Genomic DNA, 19,314 nt, shown 5'->3' on the forward strand with positions numbered 1-19,314 from the left:
GCTTTTTTGACGAGATTTATACAATCTGCTTTTATACGATGAGCTTTACGAACGCCACCAAGGACTGTCGGGATAATTCTCCGCGCCGATCAGTACCGGTTCTCCAATGCGCGGCGTAGCGATCTTCGTTCCCCGTTTCGCCGCTTCCCGCACGGCACGTTCCACCGGATCGCGCCAGTCATGCAGCGCCAGCTTGAACGTCCCCCAGTGAATCGGGATCATCAGGTTTCCCCGCACGTCAATATGCGCTTGTACTGTGTCTTCCGGCACCATATGAATGGGCGCCCACCGGGTATTATATTGGCCACACTCCATAAGCGTAAGATCGAACGGACCGTATTTGTCGCCGATTTCCTTGAAATGCGGGCCGTAGCCGCTGTCGCCGCTGAAGAACACCCGTGCCGTTTGCCCGCCGATGACCCAGGAACACCACAGAGAACCGTTGCGGTCCGAGAGACCTCGCCCCGAGAAGTGGCGGGCCGGCATGCAGGTGAGGGACAACCCTTCCCAATCGGTGTGCTCGCCCCAATCAAATTCTTGAATCCTTTCCGGCGCAACGCCCCAGCGTACGAGATGGCAGGCGACGCCAAGCGGCACGAAGAAGCGGCCAACTTTATTTTTCAAACGCTGAATCGACCCGTAGTCCAGATGATCGTAATGATCATGCGAGAAAAGCACGGCATCGATTGGCGGCAGATCTTCAAGCTCAACCGGCAGTTTCTTAGAGAACCGTTTGCCTCCGAATGCGGGAAACGGAGAGGGGGCGTTGCCGAACATCGGGTCGAGCAGCAGGCGTTTACCCTCCAGCTCCAGCAGCAGTGCCGAATGGCCAAACCAGATGACTTTTCCGGCAATCCCTTCCGGATAAGTTGGAAGTGTCTGCAGAGATTCCGGCGATACCGGCTGCACCTGGATTTCCTGGTCCGGCGTCGTCTCATTGTTGCTCTTCATCATTTCACGCATGATTTTGAAGTTGTCCGCAAAGGTCAGCTTCAGAAACGTCGGAATCAGATTGTTGAACTTTCCCTTTTCGTAATGCGGGGATTGCTGCATCCGTCTTCGCGTGCTTTCGTTTGGCCGGCCTCCAAAGGTCGGGTAGAAGCGCAGAACGAGCATTGTTGCCACTACAAGAACGACAATTACAGCTAAAACAATGAGTAATGCTTTCACGACCGTCATCTCTTTTCTTATCTGTTTAAAATGCTTGGCAACATGAATCTTAACATAGCGGGAAGGCCTGCTTCAAACGCAGTGCGCAAGGATCGAAATGAACGATTGACGGGGTCAAAAATGTACGATTATAATATTTATGTAATCACGAATTAATTAATATATATATTAACTAAATAGAGAGGGGAAAGTTGCATGAACAACACACAACGTTTAACCATCCATACCGGACAAAAGGGAGCCGCGCTCGGCGATTTGTTCGGTATCTTCTTTGAAGATATCAATCATGCAGCCGACGGCGGATTGTATGCGGAACTGGTGCAGAACCGTTCGTTCGAATTTGATCCGATTGACCGGGCCGATTATCATGTGCTTACGGCTTGGGAGCTGGTGGAACGCAGTGGAGGTAAGGCGAGCCTAACCGTTGAATCTGAAGCTTCGCTGCATCCGAAAAATCCGCATTATGCGGTATTGGACATTGGGCAAGCGGGAGAAGGCGTAGGCCTGAGCAACGCCGGTTTCGGCGCAGGAATTCCGGTGGTTGCCGAACAGAACTATCGCTTCTCCATGTATGCCCGCCGGGATGAGAGCCATGCGGAACCGGTCGTGGTGACCGTGGAGAATCCGAACGGAGAAGTAGCCGCCCGGGCGGAGATCATCGTCGACAGCACCGATTGGGAAAAATACGAGGTTGTCCTGTCTGCAAGCGTCACCGCACATGACGGCAAGCTGATTCTGCTGACCGGCGGAACCGGCCGTCTGTATCTGGACATGGTTTCGCTTTTTCCGCTGGATACATACAAGAACCGCCCGAACGGGCTGCGCCGCGACATCGCGGAGCTTCTGGCGGACCTGAAACCGAAATTTATGCGTTTTCCCGGCGGCTGCCTGATCCACGACGGCTCGCTTGATCCCGATGACCGCGACTCCATGTACCGCTGGAAAAATACGCTCGGCCCTGCGGCTGCCCGACCGTCCAAACGCAACAACTGGGGGTATAACCAGACGCTGGGGCTTGGTTATTATGAATATTTCCTGTTCTGCGAAGATATCGGCGCCAAAGCCATTCCGGTCCTGCCCGGCGGCTATGACCCGCATCACCGGCGCATCGTGCCGATTGACGAGCTGGGCCCATGGATTCAGGATGCGCTCGACCTGATCGAGTTCGCCCGCGGGGATGCCTCCACGACATGGGGAGCGGTCCGGGCGGAAATGGGCCATCCGGAGCCATTCGGGCTGGAGTATATCGGGATCGGAAATGAAGAGGTCGGCGACCCCTTTTTCGAACGATATCCTTATTTCCACCGGGCGATCAAAGCCCAATATCCCGATATCAAGGTTATCAACAGCAGCGGACCGTTCGCGGCCGGCGGGGAATACGAACGCGGCTGGGCGTCGGCCCGCGAGAACGGCTCGGATCTGGTGGACGAACATTACTACTCCTCGCCGGAATGGTTCCTGGCGCATGCGGACCGGTATGCCGGTTTTGACGCCAATGGCCCGAAAGTATTCCTGGGCGAATACGCCACCTGGGGCAACACCTATTACAACGCGCTGGCTGAAGCGGCTTATATGACGGGGCTTGAACGCAGCGCGCATGCCGTCAGTCTGGCCTGCTACGCGCCGATGTTGTGCAACGTCGATTACATCAATTGGAAGCCGGATATGATTTGGTTCAACAATCATGAAGTGTTCGGCACCCCGAACTATTATGTGCAGCAGCTGTTTATGCGCCATCAAGGGGACCATTTGCTTCAAGTGGAAGCAGAAGGGCTCGAGAGCGAAGAGGTTAGTGAAAACGCGCCGATTGCCGGTTCCATTGCCCTTCTGGCAGATCATGCAGAAGTGTTCTACCGGGATATCGTCCTGATTGACCGCAAAACCGGCACCGAGCAGCAGCTCGGCAGTGAAATCAAGCTGAATTGCTCGCTGGAAGCGCAGGAGAATGGCACGGCGCAGCGGGAATTGCAGGTAGGTGCAATTGATACCTCAAGCTATACGCTGAAGCTGAAAGCGACCAAATTCTCCGGCGTCCGCGGGTTTAACATTGTCTACGGCATGCAGGATGAACAGAACCGTCTGGTTTGGGAGATCGGCGGCTGGCAGAATCAGGATACGATTCTTAGCAGTTTTGTTAGCGGCCGGGGCTCCGTTTTGACGCACAGCTTGTTTACGGTAGAAACGGGCCGCGAGTATGAGCTGGTGCTGGAAGTTGAAGGCAGAACGATCAGAGCGTACATCGACGGGGTTCTTGTGAATGAGGCAGAGGATAAGCTGCCGGTCATTAAACCGCTCTATTATTCGGCAAGCCTGGAAGAGGCTAGCGGAGACGTTATCGTCAAAGCGGTTAACATGCAGGAGCAAGCGGTAAGGGCAGCTCTGGAGCTCGCCGATTTACCGCCTGGACCGCTGACCGTAGAGGTACATGAGCTGTCGGGGCATGAGCTATCGGACGAGAATAGCTTCGAAGAACCGATGAGGGTACATCCGAAGGTCCGGGAATTTCAGGTAGAAGCGAATGCATTCGAGTATGATTTTCCGGCGCGGTCATTGACGGTTTTGCGGGTGAAGCGGGGATAGTTAATGGAGAAAGAGAAAATAGCGGAAGTGAAACAGCGATGCTCGGGGGAGCATCGCTGTTTGTGTTAAATAAGTCTTTTTTACATATCCTTCAAATTATGATGCATCCGCTCCAGCATATCCGTCAGCACATCCAGCTCCTCGCCGCTGAAGCCGTCGAGCATCTGCCGGAGGAAGCCGGTGCGTTCCTCATTGTGGCTGATGATGGTGTTGCGGCCCTCGTCGGTCAGGCGCACGAAGGTGACGCGCTGGTCCTCAGGATTACGGCGACGGGAGACCATGCCTTCGGCTTCGAGCTGCTTCAAATGGCGGGTGATGGCCGCGCCGTCGATATGAATGGCTTTTTGCAGATTGCTTTGCGTGACTTCGTCGCTCGTGTACAGCTGATACAGCAGATCGTATCGCGAGGAGCCGATTCCCGTGCACCGTTCAAACTTGGGACTGAGCTGATTGCTCATTTTTTTCAGCAGAAATAATATCTTCTCTTGTTCCAACGAACAATCCATGCGGGTTCCCTCCTTATGATGTGGACGTCATGGCTTCGTCCGATTACGCCGGCTGCAAGCCCAGAATAAGTTAAGAGTTTACGCCCAAGTCGTCGTTGTGTCAACAGGCAGGCGGTAAGAAGTGAAGCCTTCACTTGCGGCTTTGCCGATGGTGAGCAGCATAACCGGCAAGAAACGTTCTTTGTCCAATCCGTAAGCTTCGGCGATTTGATCCTTCTCGTAGCCGCCGATCGGGTTGGTATCATAACCATGCGCACGGGCAACGAGCATCAGCTGCATGGAGACAAGGCCGGCGTCCAGCAGAACAATGTCGCGCATAGCTTCGGCTGGCATAGTTTCATAATAAGGTTTGAATGCGTTCAATTGGTAGTCCTTCACTTCTTGCGGCATGTAACCAAGCTCAACGGCTTTGCCGTAGATTTCTTCTGCGTACTCAATGTTCTTCATATCGCCGAAAATCGCGATAACCGCCGAAGCCTGCAGCACTTTCTCTTTATTGAAACGGGCGAGCGGCGCCAGCTTTTCTTTGCCTTCATTGGTATCAATGACCAGGAAACGCCATGGCTGCATGTTGATGGACGATGGGGCGGTGCTGGCTTCTTCGAGAATTTGCGTCATTTCTTCGCGGCTGATTTCGACCGATGGATCGTAGGTCTTGATGGAACGGCGTCCGTAGACGATTTCGTTAAAATCATTGGTTTTTTGGAAGTTTTTCAGTGACATAAGGGTTCTCTCCTTTAATTTATCTTTTTATTTGACAAGTCAATCATTGACTAATCAATAGTTGATAGGTCAAATATACGCTGAACGGATTTGAAATGCAAGTGTATTTTTTATTCCCCTCAGAAACCGATCGAATGCAATTCATGGTAAAATCATTAAAGTGCGAAAACAATCGAATGTTATATTGATTTCAAAAAAGGAAGATGACATCATGATCAGCCCATCCCATTTCATTCATCATAGCCCTCCTGAACGCCTGTCCGCCCGCAAGGGTTACCATTGGCTTGTCGTCTCGACGGTATGCATCGGCGCATTTATGGCGGCGCTCGATGCGAGCATCATCAACCTGGCGCTGCCGTCTCTGGTTACGCAGCTGCATGTCTCCATGGCAACCGTGGAGTGGATCAGTCTCGTGTATTTGCTTACGCTGGCTTCGCTCGTCATTCCTTTCGGCCGGCTCGCAGACATGTTGGGCCGTAAGTGGATGTATACCGGCGGCTTCACTGTATTTCTTGTCAGCTCGTTATTATGCGGACTGGCGCCAAGCTTCGGATTTCTTTTGCTTGCCCGGATTTTTCAGGCTGTAGGCGCGGCGATGCTGCAAGCGAACAGCGTGGCTATCATTACAGCGGCGACTCCGCCGCAGCACCGGGGCAAGGCTATCGGAATTCAGGCGAGTGCGCAGGGCATCGGTCTCAGCCTCGGTCCGGTCATTGGCGGCGGCTTGCTGGCTATGGGCGACTGGCGCTGGCTGTTCTATATCAACGTTCCCATTGGGATTATCGGGACCATTCTTGGGGTATTGCTGCTTCCGCAAGACAATGCCAGGAAAAAGGAAGCGTTCGATCTCTGGGGCATGTTATTCCTCATTCCGTTCCTGATCTTCTTGATCTACATCTTGAATAACGGAACCGCGCTCGGCTGGGCCTCGCCCGTCATTCTCCTCGGTTCATTCACCGGACTGCTGGCGTTGACGTCGTTTATCCGGGAGGAGCAGCATGCCAAGGTTCCGCTGATGGATCTGGCGCTGTTCCGGAACCGAATTTTTATCCGCGGCAATCTGTCCGGGTTCCTATCCTTTACGGTGATGTACGGGGTACTGCTGCTCAGTCCGTTCCTGATGGAGACGGTCTTTCATGCAAACTCGGTCCGCGCGGGGCTCTACCTTTCGTTCGTTCCAATCGGAATGACGCTGATGACGCCGGCTTCCGGCTATTTGGCGGATCGCTTCGGCATTCGGCTGCCGGCCATTTCCGGCATTGTCACGATTCTTCTGGGCTGCGCCTGTCTGGCTACCATTCAAAATGACGGAGACCTTGTCCGGCTGCTGCTTGGCTTAGGACTGGTCGGCGGAGGCATGGGCTTGTTTACGCCGCCGAATAACAGCAACGTGATGGGGAATGTTCCTCCTTCTAGACTCGGCGTGGCCGGAGCGACGCTCAATATGAGCCGGACGATCGGCATGGGTATGGGCGTTACGCTGGGCGGTGCGCTGTATCAGCTGGCTGGAAAGCTTTTTCCACAATCAGGGCAACTCATGGCATTTCGGGCTTCGTTTATCTTTGGCGGTAACCTGTATCCGTCAGACGAATCCGACAAAATACGATGAAGCGCATATCGAATATTTCATATGATGTGCGGACGGGAAGAAATCTAACCGAAAGGGGAGTCGACCAAGGATGGCACAGGTAAAAAGATTGGGCTACGGCCTCCAGGCACTGAAGCTGCTGGCGGAGCAGAACCGCCATATGAACAGCTCGGAATTGGCAGCGGCGCTGCATTGCGAACCGACCGCGCTGCGCAAGGTATTGTCGCAATTGGCAGAGCAGGGGCTGCTCGACGTCCGCCAAGGGCGGTGCGGAGGCTACAAGCTAAGCGTCCGACCGGACGATATTCCTCTGTCGGCTATCTATTTGGCTGTCAAGGATGAGGCTGCCGAGTGGCAGGGAATGCTCGATACCTTAAAGGTGAATGATTCAAGCGAAAAAGTGGAGACCGTATTCAAGCAGGTGCTAAGCGAAATTAACCAGGTGCTGGAACAGAAGCTCAGGGGTTATACGATTGCCGATTTACTGGATTAACAAGAAGGCCGGCTTTCTTGCCGGCTAAAATGTGCGTTAATTTGCACAATTAAATGAATCCGTTATACTACAGTTATAGGGGAGGATGTTTCGATGAAAATCAAGTGGTATGGCCAGTCCAGTTATTTGTTGAAAAGCGAGGAGGGTACCCGGGTTCTGATCGATCCGCTGGGTAAAATGCTTGGATACAAAATGCCGCGGCTGACCGCCGATATTGTCATTGTCACCCATAATCACCGGGACCACAATCAGGTACATATTGTAGACGGGGAGTATGTCCTGGTCGATAAAGCGAAAAAGTATGATCTGAAGAACGTTGCCATCCAGGGGATTCCGACGTTCCATGACAAGGATGGCGGAGCCAAACGGGGGAACAACATTGTATTTGTGATCGAAATGGACGGTCTGCGGATCGTGCATTGCGGCGATCTGGGGCATACGCTGAGCGAAGAACAGGTAGCGGCGATCGGTCCGGTGGATATTCTGATGGTTCCAATCGGAGGGAAAATGACGCTGGACGGCGCAGAAGCCTTCGCTGTCGCTCAGCAGTTGAAACCGTCCATGGTCATTCCGATGCATTATTGGACCAAGGCATTGGGACTGCTGGGAAGATTCCTTTTTGAAAAATCCGACAGATTCCTGGGCCTCGTCGGCCGTCACCGCCACGAACGTAGGCTGATCGTGGATAGCCAAAGCCTGGAGCCGGAAATGACGGCCATCACGCTCGACTACAAATAAAACTTAATCTGCTGGCCGCTCCGTTTCGGACGTAAGCATTAGCGTGATTCCGGATTCTTTGAAGGCGCTGCGAAAAGGTTCGGCCGGCTTCTCATCCGTAATGACCATGTCGATCAGCTCAAATGCGCATACCCGGTGAAACATGCTTTTGTTAAACTTGCTGGCATCCGCAAGTAAAATCACCTGGTTCGACCGCTTAATCATTTCCCTTTTCATGTACGCTTCCTCAACGGTAGTGGCGAATACGCCTTCCGGCGTGATGCCGCATGCCCCCAGAAAAAGCTTGTCTACTTTAATGTCTGCGAGCATTTCGATGGCCCGGGGTCCAAAGGCATACCGGTGCCAGCTATTGAGCTCGCCCCCCAGCAAATGCGTAGTAACCTCAGGTTTATCGCACAGCACCGCCGCGATATCGATGGAGTTCGTGACTACGACGTTATTGCGTGACTTCAGGAACTCTGCGGTGTACTGCGTGGTAGTCCCGGTATCCAGGATCAGATCCTCGCCGTCCTGAATAAGCGATGCGGCTACGCGGGCAATGGCCTGTTTGCTGTCGGCATGCTCCTGCCGGTCCTTATAGTTCTTGATGTGCTTGGAGGCTGCCGGAAGCATCGCCCCGCCCCGAATCCGCACGATTAAACCTTCTTGCTCCATCCGCACCAGATCGCGCCGTGCCGTATCGTAAGATACCTGATAAAGCGCGCAAATCTCTTCCATGCCGATCCTCATATGCGAACCCAAATAATCCACGATGGATTTGATCCGTTCTTCTTGCGTCATCGCTGCCACCTTGTCCATAATCAATTTCTTATATTGTAGTATCCGCCGTCAGGATATACAACACTTGAGTTGCAGAAATTATGACTGATATAAGCGAAATAATTACATATGTAAGTTATAGACTTAAATAATCTTGAAGTAATTACGTATAAACCATATAATACTAGTAATTCGTAATTAAAATAATTATACAATCTTGAAAATGAGGGATACAATGAAGATCGTAAACGTTGGCATGGTGGGGTACGGCTTTTCCGGAGAGATTTTTCATGCGCCCGTTATTCAAACGATAGAAGGCCTGAATCTATGCTCAATCGTATCAAGCAATCCGTTAAAGGTAGAGGAGAAGCTTCCGGGCGTTGCCGTGGTGTCCAGCCTTGGGGAACTGCTTGCGGACAACAACATCGAGCTCGTTATCATCACGTCTCCAAACGCTACGCATTATGATTACGCCAGACAATCGCTGCTCGCAGGCAAGCATGTCGTGGTGGAGAAGCCGTTTGTCATTACCAGCGAAGAAGGCCGGAAGCTGATTGAACTGGCGGAGCGTACGGGCAAAAGCTTAAGCGTATTTCATAATCGCAGATGGGACAATGATTTCCTGACGCTGCAGGATATCATTTCATTCGGTGCGCTGGGCGAAATCAGGCATTACGAAACGCATTTCGACCGGTTCCGGCCGGAAGTCAAAACACGCTGGAGAGAGCAGGATGCGCCGGGTGCGGGTTTTCTCTATGATCTCGGCTCGCATTTGATTGACCAGGCAGTGACGTTGTTCGGCAAGCCGGATACGGTGTATGGCGATGTCGGCATTCAGCGGGAGGGCTCGGTGACGGATGACTATTTCCATCTGATTCTAACGTATGGCCCTTTGCGGGTCATTCTGCACAGCGGGTCGCTCGTCGTGAAACCAGGTCCGAGAGTCCTGGTGCACGGCACGAAAGGCAGCTTTGTGAAAGTTGGCGTGGATCCGCAGGAAGAGCAGCTGCGCAGCGGCAGCCGACCCGGCGATACCGGTTGGGGAGAAGACAAGGAAGAACAATTTGCCGAATTGACGATTCAGCGTGAAGAGGGACCAGTCTCTACTCGGGTCAAGACGCTTCCGGGAGCATATGAACGCTACTATCAAGGAATCTATGAATCTATTACGGAGAATGCTCCGCTGCCCGTACGTCCGGAAGATGCGCTGAATACGATCAAAATTATCGAATTGGCCAAGAGAAGCAGCCTGGAACAACGCACTTTGCCTTTTGCATAATGAATGACGATATAAACGGCCGGCCTCCAATCTGTCTGGGGAACGCGAAATTCACGATCCAGGACCCGGACGGGAATGAGATGGGGTTTGCGGGTAAACGGCTGCACACGAGATAATCTTCCACATCTTTTCTGCCCACATCGTTTCTACACAATCGCCGGTTACAATAGGCCTGTAACTTCACTTCAATATCCGGCTAAGGAGGAAACGTTATGGATTGGTCTTCGCTGCTGATTCTGGTATGTCCGCTGATGATGATCTTTATGATGTTCGGGATGAAAGGACATGGACACGGTCCGCATTCCCGTAATTCTGCACCCGATAAAGCGATTCAGACACAACTGGATGAACTGAAAGCGCAAAACGAACAATTGCGCCAAGAGCTCCAGGGTTTAACGAAATAAGCGGTTTTAGCTCAACAAACCCCGTCTGCCTTATGGCTACGGGGTTTGTTTGATTTTGCATAAGCGAGGAAGAATCTTATAATGGATGAAGGACATCAAGCAGAAGGGAACGAGCGCAAATGAAACACCCGTTTATCCTGAAGGCGGTATGGAACGGCGGCCGCAACAGCGAAGGGACCATCGAAGCCGGACAATTGAAGACACAAATCTCCATTCCCAAGGACATGGGCGGGCCCGGCGTCGGCACCAATCCGGATGAAATGCTGCTTGGCGCGGCGGCAACCTGCTATCTGATTACGCTTGCGGCGATGCTGGAGCGCGCAGCCGTTGCCGTCGACAGCCTGACGTTAACCTCGGAAGCGACGGTAGACGTGACGAATAATATTTTTACCTATGAAGCGATCAAACATGCCCCGGTCATTACGCTGCCGGAAGGTACCGCACAGCAAGATATCGATAAAGCACAACGTTTGGCCCTCAAAGCGGAAAGCTCCTGCATGATCTCCCGGGCAGTCGCCGGGAATGTGCGGATCACGACAGAACCGACGGTGCTGGCAGGGCAGCGATAAAAAGGGATTATTCACGATGAATAACCAGAAGGAGTGGATAGCCATGTCCTTGTCACCCATCCTACGTTTATGCAGCGATAAAGATGAAGAAGCGATTTATTCCATCATCAACGATGCGGCAACGGCGTACCGCGGCATCATTCCCACGGACCGTTACCACGAGCCCTACATGAGCAGAGATGAGCTGATCCACGAGAAGAATAGCGGCGTGATTTTTTGGGGAGCAGAGCTGGATGGGCAGTTGATCGGGGTCATGGGCATCCAGGATAAAGGAGAGGTCGCGCTTATCCGTCACGCCTACGTCCGGACGAACAGCCGGCAAGGCGGCATTGGAACGAAACTGCTGCATCATCTTACCCGACTGACCGCCAAACCCATTCTGATCGGCACCTGGGAGGCCGCGGCGTGGGCAATTGCTTTTTATGAGAAAAATGGTTTCAAACAGGTACCCGGCGAACGGAAGACAGCGTTGCTTCAGCAATATTGGAACGTTCCGGAGCGGCAAATCCAAACCTCCGTCGTCTTGGCATCTGCTAATGATTGGGTTTAACACAACAAGGAACTTTATAATTGTTTAGCTAAAACAGCCTTACCTGTGACTCGAATTTCGAGCGGGGTAAGGCTGTTTATTTTTCGCAAGATATAAGTTGCTCATTTCCATTGCCAAGCTTTAAAGAGTGTGTTAATTTTGTGTTACAAAGTTTACTATAAGTTAATCGTTATTCGAAGGTAAACATTTCCTGTTAAATGGAAGCGCTTTACAACGGAGTTTAATACAATCCAATAGTTAAAAATAACATGCTGTAATTTAACCAACCGGCTGAATTAGGCGACAGCAGAGCCGCAGAAACACAAAATTAAGTCGTTCAATTGATTAAATATGAAAAAGTCCCGAGGCGGGCGGCATTTTATAATGAAAACGTAAACAACAGAGCAGCCTCATAGGTGAGTGAGAAGGGGAGTCGGGGGAACGCAAGCGGGTTTTATTTTTACCAATCATGTAAGCGATTAAATAAAGGGAGATGAAGGACATGCAAACGACGAATTTGGCAAGTGATATCCCGGTGGTCCGGACGTCCGAAGCGGGTAGGAGCAGTAAATTAACCTTCAAGGAGAAAATCAGCTACGGTCTCGGAGACCTCGGGTCCAATCTGATGTGGGGGATTGTCGGCAGCTTTTTGCTCTACTTTTACACCGACGTGGCCTTGATCCCGGTAGCCGCTACCGGCACATTGATTCTGGTGGCCCGGATTCTGGATTCCATCATCGACCCGGTCATCGGCGGATTCGTGGATCGCACGAATACGCGTTACGGCAGAGCCCGTCCATATATTTTATTCGGAATTGTCCCGTTTGCAATTATGCTGATTCTAACGTTCACCAGCCCGGATCTTTCGAACACCGGAAAAATCATCTACGCATCCGTCACGTACATCATCGCGGGCCTGCTGTATTCCATCGTCAATGTGCCATACGGCGCGCTGATGCCGATGATGACGCGAAGCGGGGAAGAGAAAGACCAGCTGTCCAGCTACCGCATGGTCGGGATGGCCGGCGGCAGTATCATCGTGACTGCGCTGACGACGCCTATGGTGAAGTTTTTCGGAGGCGGCAATGAACAGAAAGGGTACCTGTTTACAACGATCGTTTTCGCCGTACTCAGCTCCATTATGTTCCTTATTGTATTCAAGAATTGCAAAGAACGTTATGTCGAGCCGGTATCGGCCCACAAAGCAAAGGGCTCACTGATTCAAACTTATAAAAGCGCATTCAAAAACGCGCCATGGGTTTCGACGATCGTGTTCTCGCTGCTGCTTTTTATCCGTACCGGCGCAACCGTATCCATTACGATCTTTTTCTGCCTGCATGTGCTGCACAATCCGGGTATGATTTCGATCCTTCTGCCGGCGCTTTACGTATCCTTGCTGTGCTCTGCGGCCATTACGCCAGCTTTCCTGAAGAAATTCAAACAGCGTAAAGGCAACATCATTGCCCAGATTCTCTTCATGATCGCTCTCTCGATTATGCCGTTCTTTGAGCACAACATGGCGATGTTTGTCGGTCTGTGGTTGGTAGCCAACATCTTCGGCGGAATCAGCTCGGGCGCCGTATTCAGTATGATCGCCAATTCCGTCGATTACAACGAATGGAAATTCAACAACAAATCCGAAGGCACCTTGTATGCGGGCTACAGCTTCGCCACTAAAGTCGGCATGGCACTTGGCAGCGCAGTTGTCGGTTATACGCTCGCATTTACCGGCTACAGCGCGGAGAATGTAACAGCCGGCGCATCTTCAGCCATCAACGTACTGTTCTTCGCCATTCCGCTGGTGTGCACAGTACTGCAGATTGCAGCGATTTGCTTCTATAAACTGGATGCCATCCATCCGCAAGTGGTGCGCGAGCTGGATGCCAGACGCAGCGCAGTATAACGTAACCGCTTTATCGGAATAACCTTCACCCATAAGGCAATGCTGTAAGGTTTGTCCACTTATGGCATTGTCTTTTTGAGTGCATATCAGAGAGGAGAAATTTAGATGGAGACAAATGATAAGTATTACATAGGCATTGACCTTGGGGGAACGTCGATCAAAATCGGCCTGTGCGATGCGCAGGGGCAGCTGCTTGCGGTGTTTGAAGGACCAACGGAAGCGGAGAAACGGGCGGAAGGGGTGCTGCAGAACATCGAGCTGTACGTCAGAGAGCTGGTTGCACGCGAAGGCTGCAATTGGGAGCAAATCGCCGGGATCGGCGCCGGGATACCGGGCTTTCTGGATTTTGAACAAGGACTGGTCAAAGCATCGCCTAACCTGGGCTGGAAGGATGTGCCGGTACGGCAAATTCTTGAAGACCGAATGGGCAAGCCGGTGAAAATCGATAACGACGCGAATGTTGCCGCACTCGGCGAAGTGTGGAGCGGAGCTGCCGCAGGCATTCCGAATGCGGTCTGCTATACGCTGGGAACCGGCGTAGGCGGAGGCATCATCGTCAAGAACAACCTATGCCAGGGCTTTAACGGGATGGGCGGAGAAATCGGACATCTGAAGGTTGTTGCGGACAACGAAGCCATTCTCTGTGGCTGCGGGAAAAAAGGCTGCCTGGAGACGGTGTCCTCCGCGACGGGCATCATTTATATGGCGAAGGAAGCGGTGATCCGCGGGGAGCAGACCATGCTCGCCCATCATCGCGAAATTACCGCCAAGGATGTATTGGATGCGGCCAAAGCCGGCGATCCGGCGGCCCTGCACATTGTCGACCGCGCCGCCGATTATCTCGGACGGTCCATGGCGCTGCTGTCGGTCGTGGTCAACCCGCAGCGTTTTGTAGTCGGGGGCGGCGTTGCCAAAGCCGGAAGCTTCCTGCTGGACCGCATCGACCGTTATTTCCGGGAATATGCGCTTGGCAACGGCAGCGAGAATGTGGACATCGTGCCGGCAATACTGGGCAACAATGCCGGTGTTGTGGGGGCGGCAGGCCTTCACTGCTTCGGTTAGGGACAGGAGATGGCTGAGATGAAGCGTTCCGATGCGGGCAAATGGAATTCCCTGTTTGTCAAAATTCTGCTGATCTCTCTATTGTGCATGGCCATTCCCATGACGTTCTCGCTGATCTATGCGAACCATACGTTCTCCCGGACGCTGTACAATGAATCGGCACATAACTTATCCGCGGTTGCGGGGGAAAAGAGGAACGAAATCGACTTGGCCATCGGCAGCATTATGACGCAGTCGGCCAGCCTTGCCATTCAGCCTAATATCGCTGATTACATGAATAACGTAAATCAGGCGACAAGCGACGGGCATGGCGGCCACTCGCGGATTTCCGAATATTTGGGCCAAATCGTCACCAATGCAGAAGGGTTATACGAGAATATCTTTATTGTCGGCTTGGACGGAACGATCCGCATCGACGGGATTGGCGGCGGATCTGTCGGCAGTAGTGTCGGAGATGCGGCAAAAAGCTGGCTTGAGGAAGCGGAGGCCCATGATGGGGCCGTCATTACGGAAACGGCGCAGCTCTCGCCTGTATCCGGCAAGCCGGTGATTACCAACGCGGTAGTGATCCCAGGACGGGACGGGGGCGAGCCGCAAGGCTTGCTGGTTACTTCGATCGACTTGGGTGCGCTGGCCGGCCGAGTGAATGCATCCGGTGATAATGACTTGAAGACCATGCTGGTGAACGGTAAAGGGCTTGTCGTCTCTTCCGCGGACGCGCAGTACATCCTCTCACTTGATTTAAGCAAACAGAAAGGCGATATACTGGATTTTTACAACCGTTTCAAGTCGGATGCCGGTGCTTCAGGCCGCTTTACGCTGGAAGGCGTTCAGTATATCGGCTCCTATGAGAAGAGCCGGACTCAGGATCTCTTCGCTATTTCTTATATGCCTACGTCCAGATATGCGGAAAAGGCAGAACGTCTGAAGCGGGATCTTATCGCTGTCATTCTTGCCGCCGTGCTGATGTTCTCACTCATCATTGCCTTTTTTGCAAAATCGGTTACTCAGCCGATCCGGGCTGCTTCGGCCTACCTGCAGAAGATGGCTTCCGGCCATTGGCAGGAGGCGATTCCAAACCGTTACATGAAGCGTAAGGATGAGACCGGTATGCTGATGGCTTCACTGCATCAGATGAAGAGTTCGCTGAGTAAAGCCATCGGGACGGTGAAGCAAGAATCCGATAAGTTATCGCTCAACGTTGAGACCGCTCAAGGCAGCATCTATGAGCTGAACGAACAGATCCGCACCGTATCGGAGATTACGCAGGAGATGTCCGCAGCGGCACAGGAGACGGCGGCGGCCGCGGATGAACTTAAGAGCATGGCCCGCACGGTCGAGCTCTCCGTTCAGTCGATCGCAGCGAACGCAGAACAGGGCGTTGCCGATTCCCATGCCATGTTCACGCGGGCGGCAACGCTCAAAAGCGGAAGCGATCAATCCAGGGAACGGGCCGCAGAGCTGCTGCGAGATCTGAAGCTCAACATCGACGAAGCGATAACCCAATCCCAATCGGTACACCGGATCAACCTGCTGGTCCAGGTGATTCTCGGCATTGTGTCCAAGACCAATATTTTGGCGCTGAACGCCGGTATCGAAGCCTCGCGTTCCGGCGAAACGGGCAGGGGCTTTGCGGTCATTGCCGGAGAAATCAGGAAGCTCGCCGAGCAGTCAGGTACCTCGGCTGCGGAAATTCAGGCTGTCACCCGTGAGGTGCTTATGTCCGTAGACAAGCTGACCCGATGCTCCGAGGATGCCCTGCGTTTCATCGACCAGACGGTTCTGGCCGATTACGAATTACTGGTGCAGAGCGGGGAGCAGTATTACCGGGATGCGGAATATTTTGAACGTCTCCTAAAGGCATTTAACCGGTCGTCCGTGGATATTGAGACTTCCATCCGGCGTATGTCGGCGAGCATCGGGGAGATTGCGCTGGCCGGCGGCCAATCCGCGCTCGATACGGCCTCGATTGCCGAACAAGCGGGCGGAGTGCTGGCACGAAGCCGGATCGTTGCGCGGGTCGCCGACGAGACCGGGGAAAGCGCAGAGAACCTGCGCGACGGGATATCCGGATTCCACCTCTAAAACGGCTTGATTTTTGCATACGCCTGTACTATGCTGGATTCAATAATTAACTGCGAATAAACGGTTTACCGCTGTATATAAGAAAGGAGGTTCACATGGCAACAACATGGCATCAGGATGTGCGGAACCGGAACCGGGAAGAGTTTATTTTAGCCGGTCAGCATACCCTGATCGAAAATAATTTTACGAATGTAGCGCTGAAGGAGATCTGTGAGCGGGCGAACTTGAGTAAAGTTACGTTCTACAAATGCTTCAACTCGCTGGATGAGCTCATTTTTGCCGTTCAGCAGAAGATCCTCGGCGAAATCACGGCTTATATTGAAACGCATGCTGCTTCCCGCAGCAGCGGCCTGGAGAGCGTAGGAGGTTATCTGGATGCCTGGATCGATTTCTTGGACAGCCAGCCGGACTATCTGAAATATATCGGATTTTTTGACCATACGTACCGCGACCACTATCCGAACGAAGAATTGCAGGCCACCTACCGTGAGCAGGTCAGCGACGGCGCGGTCGGGCGGCTGCTGTACAATTATATGGAACAGGGCGTGCGAGACGGCTCCATCCGTCCCGACCTTGACCTGAATGAATCCAGCCTCTATATCATCGAAATGATTATCAGCCTGATGCAGCGCCTGGCTTTTCGGGGGAAGCTGCTGCAGGAGGAGCACGGCGTGAATGTCCGGGAGATCGCCAAGACTTCCAAGGCGTTTGTGCTGCATTATTTGCAGAAATAACGGAATGTATTACTGGCGGATTCCTTGCGGAATCCGTTTTTTGTTGCGCTTGCAAAACCGGAGAATCTCTGGTAAAGTAGCATTAAAGAGTTACTCATAGTTAACCGTTAAATATAGATTAACTATACAACATTCACGGAGAGGAAGTCTTGTACTATGAAGCTGGGAATGATCGCATCGGTGAAAGAGGATAGTTTTATTCAAGCCCGTAAACGGGGGTTAAGCTTCTTGGAATTTTGCATCAACGAAGGCGACAATGTGGACGAATTTTGCGCTCAGCTGGAGCAGATTGCGGAATGGACACGTTCATACGGCGTAAAGGTAGGATCGATCGGCCGTTGGAAGTCGGAGCGGATCAACGCTAAGGGGGAAATTTTGCTGGATGAGCTGGAGCGCTGCTATAAACTGATTGACGCGGCCAGCGCGCTGGGATGCTCAAGCTTTGTTGCCGGCTGTAACTATGTCGAGGAATTGTCTTTTTACGATAATTGCACGGCGGCGATCTCGTTCTTCAGCAGGCTGCTGGATTATGCAGCGACGAAGAACGTCAAAATATCCACCTACAACTGTCGTAAAGTAAATTTCGTCAATACGCCGGAGGTATGGCGCATCATCCATGGACATTTGCCGGAGCTCGGCATTAAATACGATCCTTCACATGCCCGATTCTTCGGCGGAGACTATATGCAGGAGGCGCTCGATTGGGGGCACCGGTTCTATCACGTACATTTGAAAGGCTCGCTCCTGGTCAACGGGCAAAAGGTGGATGAACCGCCGGCAGGCATGGATCAGACGGATTGGCCGTCGTTCATTGCCACGCTTCGCGCCGCGGGATATGATGGCGGACTCAGCATTGAACCGCGCAAATCGGCCCTTCCGGATGCATTGGCAGACAAAGGCATCGATTACTCGGCTGCTTACTTCAAGAAGTTGCTGCTGGAAGCATAATTGCCATAACAATACGAGGTGAACCTAACATGACAAACAAACTCAAATACGCATTGATCGGCGCCGGCGGCAACGCGGAGAAGAAACATATCCACGGATATTTGGCGCTGGAGGATATTGAAGTGGTTGCGGTCTGCGATGTCGAGCCGGGTAAGGCGGCCCGCATGGCGGAGAAATATGGCGTTGCCGGCGTTTATCTGGATTATAAGGAAATGTTCGCCAAAGAACGGCCGGATATCGTCAGTGTCGTCACCCCTAATCATCTGCATGCCGAAATTACGGAATATGCGCTTTCGCATGGCGCCCATGTTCATTGTGAGAAACCGCTGTGCATCAGCAAGGCGGAAGCAGAGCGCATTGTTGCGGCGCGGAACCGTTCCGGCAAACAGGTGATGATCGGACTCAACAACCGTTTTACCAATGAAGCGGTATTCCTGAAAGAGTGGATCGATGCCGGTAATCTCGGCAACATTTACAGCGCCAAAGCCGGCTGGATCCGCCGCAGCGGCATTCCGGGCCGGGGTACCTGGTTTACGGATAAAACCCGTGCCGGCGGCGGCGTCATGATCGATCTGGGTGCGCATTACCTTGACCTTGCACTGTATTTCATGGGATTGCCTAAGGTATCCTATACCGCAGGCAGTATCCATCAGAATTTCGTGCATACCACGGCGCGGAACCGTAACGGCTATAAAGGGATTGAAAGCGGCTTGTTCAACGTGGAAGATGCAGCGACCGGTTATTTAGGGCTGCAGGACGGGGCATGCCTGTCCTTTGATTTTAGCTGGGCTTCGAATATCGAGGAGGATCGTTTCTTCGTGGAGCTGATGGGCACCAAAGGCGGCGCCAGTCTGGTCAACGGGACGCTTAAGCTGTTCGGCGAAAGCTCGGATATCTGTCTGGATATCACGCCGAGGTTGAAGCTAAATCCAACGCTCCAGTTGAAGAATGAATTTCGTCATTTCGTCGATTGCATCAAGGACGGCAGCCAGCCGCTCATTGCGCCGGCGGAAGACGGGCTGTATTTTGCAGAGATTGTGGACGCCTTCTACCAAAGCGCAGCTGCGGGGTCGCCGGTAATCCTGAACCAGGATCGGCCTGCGGTCCTTGCGCTATAGAATTGGCTTAAGCATGTGCTATTCCTGAAAGAACAGGAGTGGCACATGCTTTTTTTGTATACGTTTACAAACCTAAAAAATAACTGCTTGCCAAACCTAATCGGAAATGTTATCTTAGGTACGAGA

General features: G+C 52.5%; 18 protein-coding genes. 14 read left to right on the top strand and 4 right to left on the bottom strand.

Going from position 1 to position 19,314, the window contains the following annotated elements; translation table 11 throughout:
- Positions 1-45: 45 nt before the first annotated feature.
- Positions 46-1,179, bottom strand: coding sequence for an MBL fold metallo-hydrolase (locus BMW84_RS04265; protein WP_091064827.1), 1,134 nt, complete (start codon positions 1,177-1,179; stop codon positions 46-48).
- Positions 1,180-1,365: 186 nt separating this feature from the next.
- On the opposite strand from BMW84_RS04265, the gene BMW84_RS04270 reads away from it, so the two are divergent.
- A complete protein-coding gene (locus BMW84_RS04270) occupies positions 1,366-3,750 on the top strand; it encodes an alpha-L-arabinofuranosidase C-terminal domain-containing protein (RefSeq protein WP_091064830.1) in 2,385 nt (794 codons plus the stop codon).
- 80 nt (positions 3,751-3,830) lie between these two features.
- On the opposite strand, the gene BMW84_RS04275 is transcribed toward BMW84_RS04270, so the two are convergent.
- Together BMW84_RS04275 and BMW84_RS04280 are read right to left on the bottom strand one after the other, a co-directional pair.
- On the bottom strand, positions 3,831-4,256 hold the full coding sequence (locus tag BMW84_RS04275) for a MarR family winged helix-turn-helix transcriptional regulator (protein WP_091064833.1): 426 nt from the start codon (positions 4,254-4,256) through the stop codon (positions 3,831-3,833).
- Between the two features lie 78 nt (positions 4,257-4,334).
- Entirely contained in the window at positions 4,335-4,979 is a 645-nt protein-coding gene (locus tag BMW84_RS04280; protein WP_091064834.1) for a nitroreductase family protein, read from the bottom strand.
- A gap of 211 nt (positions 4,980-5,190) precedes the next feature.
- On the opposite strand from BMW84_RS04280, the gene BMW84_RS04285 reads away from it, so the two are divergent.
- The 3 genes from BMW84_RS04285 (at position 5,191) to BMW84_RS04295 (ending at position 7,798) form a co-directional block, all read left to right on the top strand.
- Positions 5,191-6,588 (top strand): MFS transporter, encoded by a 1,398-nt coding sequence (locus tag BMW84_RS04285; protein ID WP_091064837.1) that lies wholly within the window; start codon positions 5,191-5,193, stop codon positions 6,586-6,588.
- A 70-nt stretch (positions 6,589-6,658) separates the two neighbouring features.
- Complete coding sequence (locus tag BMW84_RS04290) at positions 6,659-7,060, top strand: RrF2 family transcriptional regulator (RefSeq protein ID WP_091064839.1); 402 nt, start codon at positions 6,659-6,661, stop codon at positions 7,058-7,060.
- Between the two features lie 93 nt (positions 7,061-7,153).
- A complete protein-coding gene (locus BMW84_RS04295; RefSeq protein ID WP_091064841.1) occupies positions 7,154-7,798 on the top strand; it encodes an MBL fold metallo-hydrolase in 645 nt (214 codons plus the stop codon).
- 3 nt (positions 7,799-7,801) lie between these two features.
- Here the strand turns inward: BMW84_RS04295 and BMW84_RS04300 are convergent, their stop codons facing one another.
- Complete coding sequence (locus tag BMW84_RS04300; RefSeq protein ID WP_091068047.1) at positions 7,802-8,578, bottom strand: DeoR/GlpR family DNA-binding transcription regulator; 777 nt, start codon at positions 8,576-8,578, stop codon at positions 7,802-7,804.
- Positions 8,579-8,792: 214 nt separating this feature from the next.
- Between BMW84_RS04300 and BMW84_RS04305 the strand changes: the two genes are divergently transcribed.
- From BMW84_RS04305 to BMW84_RS04350, 10 genes are all read left to right on the top strand, one after another.
- The gene (locus BMW84_RS04305; protein WP_091064844.1) at positions 8,793-9,836 is read left to right on the top strand and encodes an oxidoreductase; all 1,044 of its coding nucleotides are present in this window, start codon (positions 8,793-8,795) and stop codon (positions 9,834-9,836) included.
- A gap of 212 nt (positions 9,837-10,048) precedes the next feature.
- Positions 10,049-10,240: a DUF2933 domain-containing protein gene (locus tag BMW84_RS04310; protein ID WP_091064845.1), complete on the top strand. Its 192-nt coding sequence runs from the start codon at positions 10,049-10,051 to the stop codon at positions 10,238-10,240.
- Positions 10,241-10,359: 119 nt separating this feature from the next.
- Positions 10,360-10,809 (top strand): OsmC family protein, encoded by a 450-nt coding sequence (locus tag BMW84_RS04315; RefSeq protein WP_091064848.1) that lies wholly within the window; start codon positions 10,360-10,362, stop codon positions 10,807-10,809.
- A gap of 43 nt (positions 10,810-10,852) precedes the next feature.
- On the top strand, positions 10,853-11,359 hold the full coding sequence (locus BMW84_RS04320) for a GNAT family N-acetyltransferase (RefSeq protein WP_254772858.1): 507 nt from the start codon (positions 10,853-10,855) through the stop codon (positions 11,357-11,359).
- A 481-nt stretch (positions 11,360-11,840) separates the two neighbouring features.
- Entirely contained in the window at positions 11,841-13,241 is a 1,401-nt protein-coding gene (locus tag BMW84_RS04325) for an MFS transporter (protein ID WP_175498667.1), read from the top strand.
- A 105-nt stretch (positions 13,242-13,346) separates the two neighbouring features.
- Positions 13,347-14,303, top strand: a complete 957-nt coding sequence (locus tag BMW84_RS04330) for an ROK family glucokinase (protein ID WP_091064853.1) — start codon at positions 13,347-13,349, stop codon at positions 14,301-14,303.
- An 18-nt stretch (positions 14,304-14,321) separates the two neighbouring features.
- Positions 14,322-16,388 (top strand): methyl-accepting chemotaxis protein, encoded by a 2,067-nt coding sequence (locus BMW84_RS04335; RefSeq protein WP_175498668.1) that lies wholly within the window; start codon positions 14,322-14,324, stop codon positions 16,386-16,388.
- A gap of 95 nt (positions 16,389-16,483) precedes the next feature.
- On the top strand, positions 16,484-17,122 hold the full coding sequence (locus BMW84_RS04340; protein WP_091064857.1) for a TetR/AcrR family transcriptional regulator: 639 nt from the start codon (positions 16,484-16,486) through the stop codon (positions 17,120-17,122).
- Positions 17,123-17,278: 156 nt separating this feature from the next.
- Complete coding sequence (locus BMW84_RS04345) at positions 17,279-18,070, top strand: sugar phosphate isomerase/epimerase family protein (protein WP_091064860.1); 792 nt, start codon at positions 17,279-17,281, stop codon at positions 18,068-18,070.
- A gap of 29 nt (positions 18,071-18,099) precedes the next feature.
- A complete protein-coding gene (locus BMW84_RS04350) occupies positions 18,100-19,188 on the top strand; it encodes a Gfo/Idh/MocA family protein (RefSeq protein ID WP_091064861.1) in 1,089 nt (362 codons plus the stop codon).
- Positions 19,189-19,314: the final 126 nt, after the last annotated feature.

This window comes from Paenibacillus sp. NFR01 (genome assembly GCF_900111565.1).
Lineage (GTDB): Bacteria > Bacillota > Bacilli > Paenibacillales > Paenibacillaceae > Paenibacillus_AQ.

Coding starts and splice junctions, on each gene's coding strand:
- BMW84_RS04265 (WP_091064827.1), bottom strand. CDS start 1,179: ATGACGGTCGTGAAAGCATTACTCATTGTTTTAGCTGTAATTGTCGTT.
- BMW84_RS04270 (WP_091064830.1), top strand. CDS start 1,366: ATGAACAACACACAACGTTTAACCATCCATACCGGACAAAAGGGAGCC.
- BMW84_RS04275 (WP_091064833.1), bottom strand. CDS start 4,256: ATGGATTGTTCGTTGGAACAAGAGAAGATATTATTTCTGCTGAAAAAA.
- BMW84_RS04280 (WP_091064834.1), bottom strand. CDS start 4,979: ATGTCACTGAAAAACTTCCAAAAAACCAATGATTTTAACGAAATCGTC.
- BMW84_RS04285 (WP_091064837.1), top strand. CDS start 5,191: ATGATCAGCCCATCCCATTTCATTCATCATAGCCCTCCTGAACGCCTG.
- BMW84_RS04290 (WP_091064839.1), top strand. CDS start 6,659: ATGGCACAGGTAAAAAGATTGGGCTACGGCCTCCAGGCACTGAAGCTG.
- BMW84_RS04295 (WP_091064841.1), top strand. CDS start 7,154: ATGAAAATCAAGTGGTATGGCCAGTCCAGTTATTTGTTGAAAAGCGAG.
- BMW84_RS04300 (WP_091068047.1), bottom strand. CDS start 8,578: ATGACGCAAGAAGAACGGATCAAATCCATCGTGGATTATTTGGGTTCG.
- BMW84_RS04305 (WP_091064844.1), top strand. CDS start 8,793: ATGAAGATCGTAAACGTTGGCATGGTGGGGTACGGCTTTTCCGGAGAG.
- BMW84_RS04310 (WP_091064845.1), top strand. CDS start 10,049: ATGGATTGGTCTTCGCTGCTGATTCTGGTATGTCCGCTGATGATGATC.
- BMW84_RS04315 (WP_091064848.1), top strand. CDS start 10,360: ATGAAACACCCGTTTATCCTGAAGGCGGTATGGAACGGCGGCCGCAAC.
- BMW84_RS04320 (WP_254772858.1), top strand. CDS start 10,853: ATGTCCTTGTCACCCATCCTACGTTTATGCAGCGATAAAGATGAAGAA.
- BMW84_RS04325 (WP_175498667.1), top strand. CDS start 11,841: ATGCAAACGACGAATTTGGCAAGTGATATCCCGGTGGTCCGGACGTCC.
- BMW84_RS04330 (WP_091064853.1), top strand. CDS start 13,347: ATGGAGACAAATGATAAGTATTACATAGGCATTGACCTTGGGGGAACG.
- BMW84_RS04335 (WP_175498668.1), top strand. CDS start 14,322: ATGAAGCGTTCCGATGCGGGCAAATGGAATTCCCTGTTTGTCAAAATT.
- BMW84_RS04340 (WP_091064857.1), top strand. CDS start 16,484: ATGGCAACAACATGGCATCAGGATGTGCGGAACCGGAACCGGGAAGAG.
- BMW84_RS04345 (WP_091064860.1), top strand. CDS start 17,279: ATGAAGCTGGGAATGATCGCATCGGTGAAAGAGGATAGTTTTATTCAA.
- BMW84_RS04350 (WP_091064861.1), top strand. CDS start 18,100: ATGACAAACAAACTCAAATACGCATTGATCGGCGCCGGCGGCAACGCG.